6 protein-coding genes are annotated in these 3,770 nt (G+C 61.6%); 4 read left to right on the top strand and 2 right to left on the bottom strand.

Going from position 1 to position 3,770, the window contains the following annotated elements:
- On the top strand, window positions 1-182 hold a 182-nt coding region (locus D6877_RS10010; RefSeq protein WP_130910642.1), incomplete at its 5' end, for a hypothetical protein.
- Between the two features lie 119 nt (window positions 183-301).
- Here the strand turns inward: D6877_RS10010 and D6877_RS10015 are convergent.
- The gene (locus D6877_RS10015) at window positions 302-832 is read right to left on the bottom strand and encodes a ferritin-like domain-containing protein (protein ID WP_039756965.1); all 531 of its coding nucleotides are present in this window, start codon (window positions 830-832) and stop codon (window positions 302-304) included.
- Window positions 833-931: 99 nt separating this feature from the next.
- Window positions 932-1,882, bottom strand: a complete 951-nt coding sequence (locus D6877_RS10020; RefSeq protein WP_178083663.1) for a LysR substrate-binding domain-containing protein — start codon at window positions 1,880-1,882, stop codon at window positions 932-934.
- Window positions 1,883-1,990: 108 nt separating this feature from the next.
- Here D6877_RS10020 and D6877_RS10025 point away from each other — a divergent pair, with 108 nt between their 5' ends.
- From D6877_RS10025 to D6877_RS10035, 3 genes are all read left to right on the top strand, one after another.
- Window positions 1,991-2,629, top strand: a complete 639-nt coding sequence (locus tag D6877_RS10025; protein WP_130910644.1) for an NAD(P)H-dependent oxidoreductase — start codon at window positions 1,991-1,993, stop codon at window positions 2,627-2,629.
- Window positions 2,630-2,935, top strand: coding sequence for a multidrug efflux SMR transporter (locus tag D6877_RS10030; RefSeq protein WP_130910645.1), 306 nt, complete (start codon window positions 2,630-2,632; stop codon window positions 2,933-2,935). It begins immediately after the preceding gene.
- Window positions 2,936-3,025: 90 nt separating this feature from the next.
- Window positions 3,026-3,770 (top strand): triacylglycerol lipase (locus tag D6877_RS10035; protein WP_130910646.1); only part of this gene is annotated, 745 nt, incomplete at its 3' end.

The raw sequence follows: 3,770 nt of genomic DNA on the forward strand, positions 1-3,770 counted from the left end.
TCAAAGCCGTGCCGTTGATGCTGCGTGGCGCGGGGATGGTTGCGCTGGGCGTGATTGCCGCGCCGGCGGCAGGATTGCTGGCGCTGGTGGCGCCGAGCGGTGGCGAGCCGAATCAGTGCGCGCCGTTGCTTGAGCAGATGAAGCAGGGCAAGGCACCGGTGACCGTTAAACCCAGCAAGTAATGCGGCGTCTCTGAGGGCGCCTTCGCGAGCAGGCTCGCTCCCACATTCGAACGCATTCCTTCAATCGAAATACGTTCAAGTGTGGGAGCGAGCCTGCTCGCGAAAGCGGTGTGACGGGATTACAGGTCGTTAAGGATATCCGCCATGTCGTCGGCGTGCTCTTCTTCCTGGGCAAGGATGTCTTCGAAGATGCGCCGGGTGGTCGGATCCTTGTCGCCGATGTACTGGATGATTTCGCGGTAGCTGTCGATGGCGATGCGCTCGGCGACCAGATCTTCGTAAACCATTTCCTTGAGCGAATTGCCCGCCACATATTGCGCGTGGGACAGCTTGCTCAGCAGGTCGGGGTTGAACTCCGGCTCACCGCCCAGTTGCACGATGCGTTCGGCGAGGCGATCGGCGTGCTCGGCTTCCTGGTTGGCGTGCTCGAGGAATTCGTCGGCGGCGACATTGGCTTTCAGGCCGTTCGCCATGAAGTAGTGGCGCTTGTAGCGCAAGGTGCACACCAGCTCGGTGGCCAGCGACTCATTGAGCAAACGCAGTATTTCTTCACGGTTGGCGTTGTAGCCCTCGGTGACCGCGCCGTTTTCCACGTGTTGCCGCGCGCGTTCGCGCAGGGTTTGAACATCAGACAAATGCAGGTCACTCATTTCATTCTCCTGGAGGCTAATCCGATAGGCGCCACGTTCTGAGGACGCGGTCGCTACCCAGGTTGTGAGTCTTGAGCGAAGCGAAAAGTTTTATGCGATTTAGGCTGGGCTCGGCGCAGCAACTGCTGAAGGCTGCGATCTCGGCGTCAGTCCAGACAACCGCGCTTCGTCCTGCAACCAGCGAAAAAACGCCCGCACCGGCGGATGCCGTTCCCGCCCGGGCACGCACAACGCGCTGTAACCGGCGCCATCGACCTGCACCTCGCCCCGGTAGGGCACCAGCAAGCCGCTGGCGACGCTTTCCGACACCAGAATGTTGCTCGCCAGCACCAGGCCCTGGCCGGCGATCGCTGCTTGCAGCGCGTAATGTTCCTCGTCGTATTCGCGATTGACCGAATTGTGCTCCAGCCATTGCTCTCCGGCCCTGGCGCACCACGCTTGCCAGCCATGGGCGTACAGCTTCGAGTTGTGCCAATGCACGCTGATCAACGTTGGCGTGCGCCGCGCGGCCAGCGCCACTTGCTCGGGCGAGCCGTAAACGCCGAAGGATTCGTCGAACAGGCACAGCCCATACAGGTTCGGGTAGTCGTCGAGGCTGTAGCGCAAGACCAGATCGACACTGGCGTCCTGGTGCAGATCGATGACTTCGCAGTGAGTGTCGAGGCGCACATTGATAGTGGGATGTTGCGCATAAAAGCGTCCGAGTCGCGGCACCAGCCACAGCGCGGCAAAGGCTGCCGTGGTCGACAGCGTCAGAGTGCTGGCGTTGCGTTGCGGGCGCAGGGTATCGACGCTTTGCGCCACCTCCAGCAGCGCGCCGTGCACGCTGCGAAACAGACGCTCGCCAGCCTCGGTCAGGCGCACCTGGCGCGGCAGCCGTTCAAACAGGGCCACACCGAGCCAGTCTTCCAGCGAACGGATCTGATGAGAGATCGCCGTCGGCGTCACTGCCAGTTCTTCTGCCGCAGCCTTGAAGCTCAGCAGGCGAGAAGCGGATTCGAAAGCGCGCAGGGCAGTCAGCGGCAGCGAAGCAAACATTGAACACTCCATGGATGAAATGGATTCATCCCGACTGATTTTTGCTCATTTGAAGGAAAGCAGTGGCGAGCTGCAAGCTTCGAGCCTCAAGTGGTTTGAGTTTAGCCGGAGGTTTTATAGATGAGCAGGATTCTTGTGGTGCACGGCAGTCCGCGTGGGGATCGGTCGACTTCGCGGCGTTTGGCGGAGGGGTTTTTGGGTGCCTGGCAGGGGCGTCATCCTGAAGGGCAGGTGACCCGTCGTGAGGTTGGGCGGGTGCAGGTTCCTGCGGTCAACGAGGCGTTTGTCGCGGCGGCGTTTTATCCCCAGCCTGAGGCGCGGCCGTTGGTGATGCAGGCTGATCTGGCGCTCAGCGATCAATTGGTTGGTGAGTTGTTCGCGCATGATCTGCTGCTGATTTCCACGCCGATGTACAACTTCAACGTGCCCAGCGGCCTCAAGGCCTGGGTCGATCAGATCGTGCGGCTGGGGCTGACCTTCGAGCACACGCTGGACAACGGCGTCGCCCAATACACGCCGCTGTTGCAGGGCAAGAAAGCCTTGATCGTCACCAGTCGCGGCGGTTTCGGCTTCGGCCCCGGCGGTGAGCTGGCGGCGCTCAATCATGCCGATCCATGGCTGCGCACCGCGCTGGGCTTTATCGGTATCAATGACGTCAGCGTGGTCGCGGCCGAGGGCGAGGAGTCCGCTGAACGCAGCTTTGCGGTGTCGGTGGCCGAAGCCGAGCAGCGGCTGCTCGAGCTGGCCCGGGAGTTCTAGATGGCCTGGCTGTTTCTGCTGATCGCCGCCGGCTTCGAGGTGACCTTCGCCATGGGTATGAAGTACGCCGACGGCTTCACTCGTTTGTGGCCGTCGCTGATCACCGTGGTCGCGGCGGTCGGCGGCATCGGCTTTCTGACCCTGGCCATGCGTGACTTGCCGGTGAGCATCGCCTATCCGATCTGGACGGCGATCGGTTCACTCGGCACGGTGTTTCTCGGTTTCGCGCTGCTTGGCGAGAGTCTGACGCTGGTGAAACTGCTTTCGGTGGGGCTGATTGTGGCGGGGGTGGCGGGGCTGAAGTAGGCTCATCGTTCAGTTGTCATCGTCACGGAGGATGCTTGGCGGGCGTCTTGCACGTCTGGCATCCACTCACCGCGCACAAGGATGTAACCCATGTCGACACGTTATCCACTGGTGCTGGTGCCGGGCATGCTCGGCTTTATCCGGCTGGTGCTTTACCCGTATTGGTTCGGCATCATCAAGGCCTTGCGCCGTGGTGGTGCGACGGTGGTTGCTGTGCAGGTTTCGCCACTCAATTCCACGGAAGTGCGCGGCGAGCAGTTGTTGATGCGGATCGAGGAGATCCTGCGCGAAACGGGGGCGCAGAAGGTCAATCTGTTCGGCCACAGTCAGGGCGCGTTGACCGCACGGTATGCAGCGGCGAAACGCCCGGATCTGGTTGCTTCGGTGACGTCGGTGGCCGGGCCGAATCACGGTTCGGAGTTGGCAGACTATCTAGAAGATCACTATCCGGCGAACAGCGCCAAAGGGCGTCTGCTCGAAGTCTTGTTGCGCTTGATCGGCTGGGTCATGGCATTGCTCGACACTGGTTATCACGGGCCGAAGCTGCCGGTGGATATTCATGCTTCTCACCAATCGCTGACGACGTCGGGCGTCGCCTTGTTCAATCAGCGTTATCCACAAGGACTGCCGCAAACGTGGGGCGGGCAGGGGCCGGAAGAGGTCAATGGTGTGCGCTATTACTCCTGGTCAGGGACGCTGCAACCGGGCAAGACCGATCGTGGCGGCAATCTTTTCGACGGCACCAACCGTAGTTGTCGCTTGTTCGCCCGGACCTTCGTTCGCGAGCCGGGGCAGTGCGACGGCATGGTCGGCCGTTACAGCTCGCATCTGGGCA

The sequence above is a fragment of the Pseudomonas sp. Sample_9 genome, from assembly GCF_004307535.1.
In the GTDB taxonomy this organism is placed as follows: Bacteria; Pseudomonadota; Gammaproteobacteria; order Pseudomonadales; family Pseudomonadaceae; genus Aquipseudomonas; species Aquipseudomonas mercuritolerans.

What these genes read in the sequence shown, in the direction of transcription:
- D6877_RS10015 (WP_039756965.1), bottom strand. Translation starts at nt 832, where the DNA reads ATGAGTGACCTGCATTTGTCTGATGTTCAAACCCTGCGCGAACGCGCG.
- D6877_RS10020 (WP_178083663.1), bottom strand. Translation starts at nt 1,882, where the DNA reads ATGGAGTGTTCAATGTTTGCTTCGCTGCCGCTGACTGCCCTGCGCGCT.
- D6877_RS10025 (WP_130910644.1), top strand. Translation starts at nt 1,991, where the DNA reads ATGAGCAGGATTCTTGTGGTGCACGGCAGTCCGCGTGGGGATCGGTCG.
- D6877_RS10030 (WP_130910645.1), top strand. Translation starts at nt 2,630, where the DNA reads ATGGCCTGGCTGTTTCTGCTGATCGCCGCCGGCTTCGAGGTGACCTTC.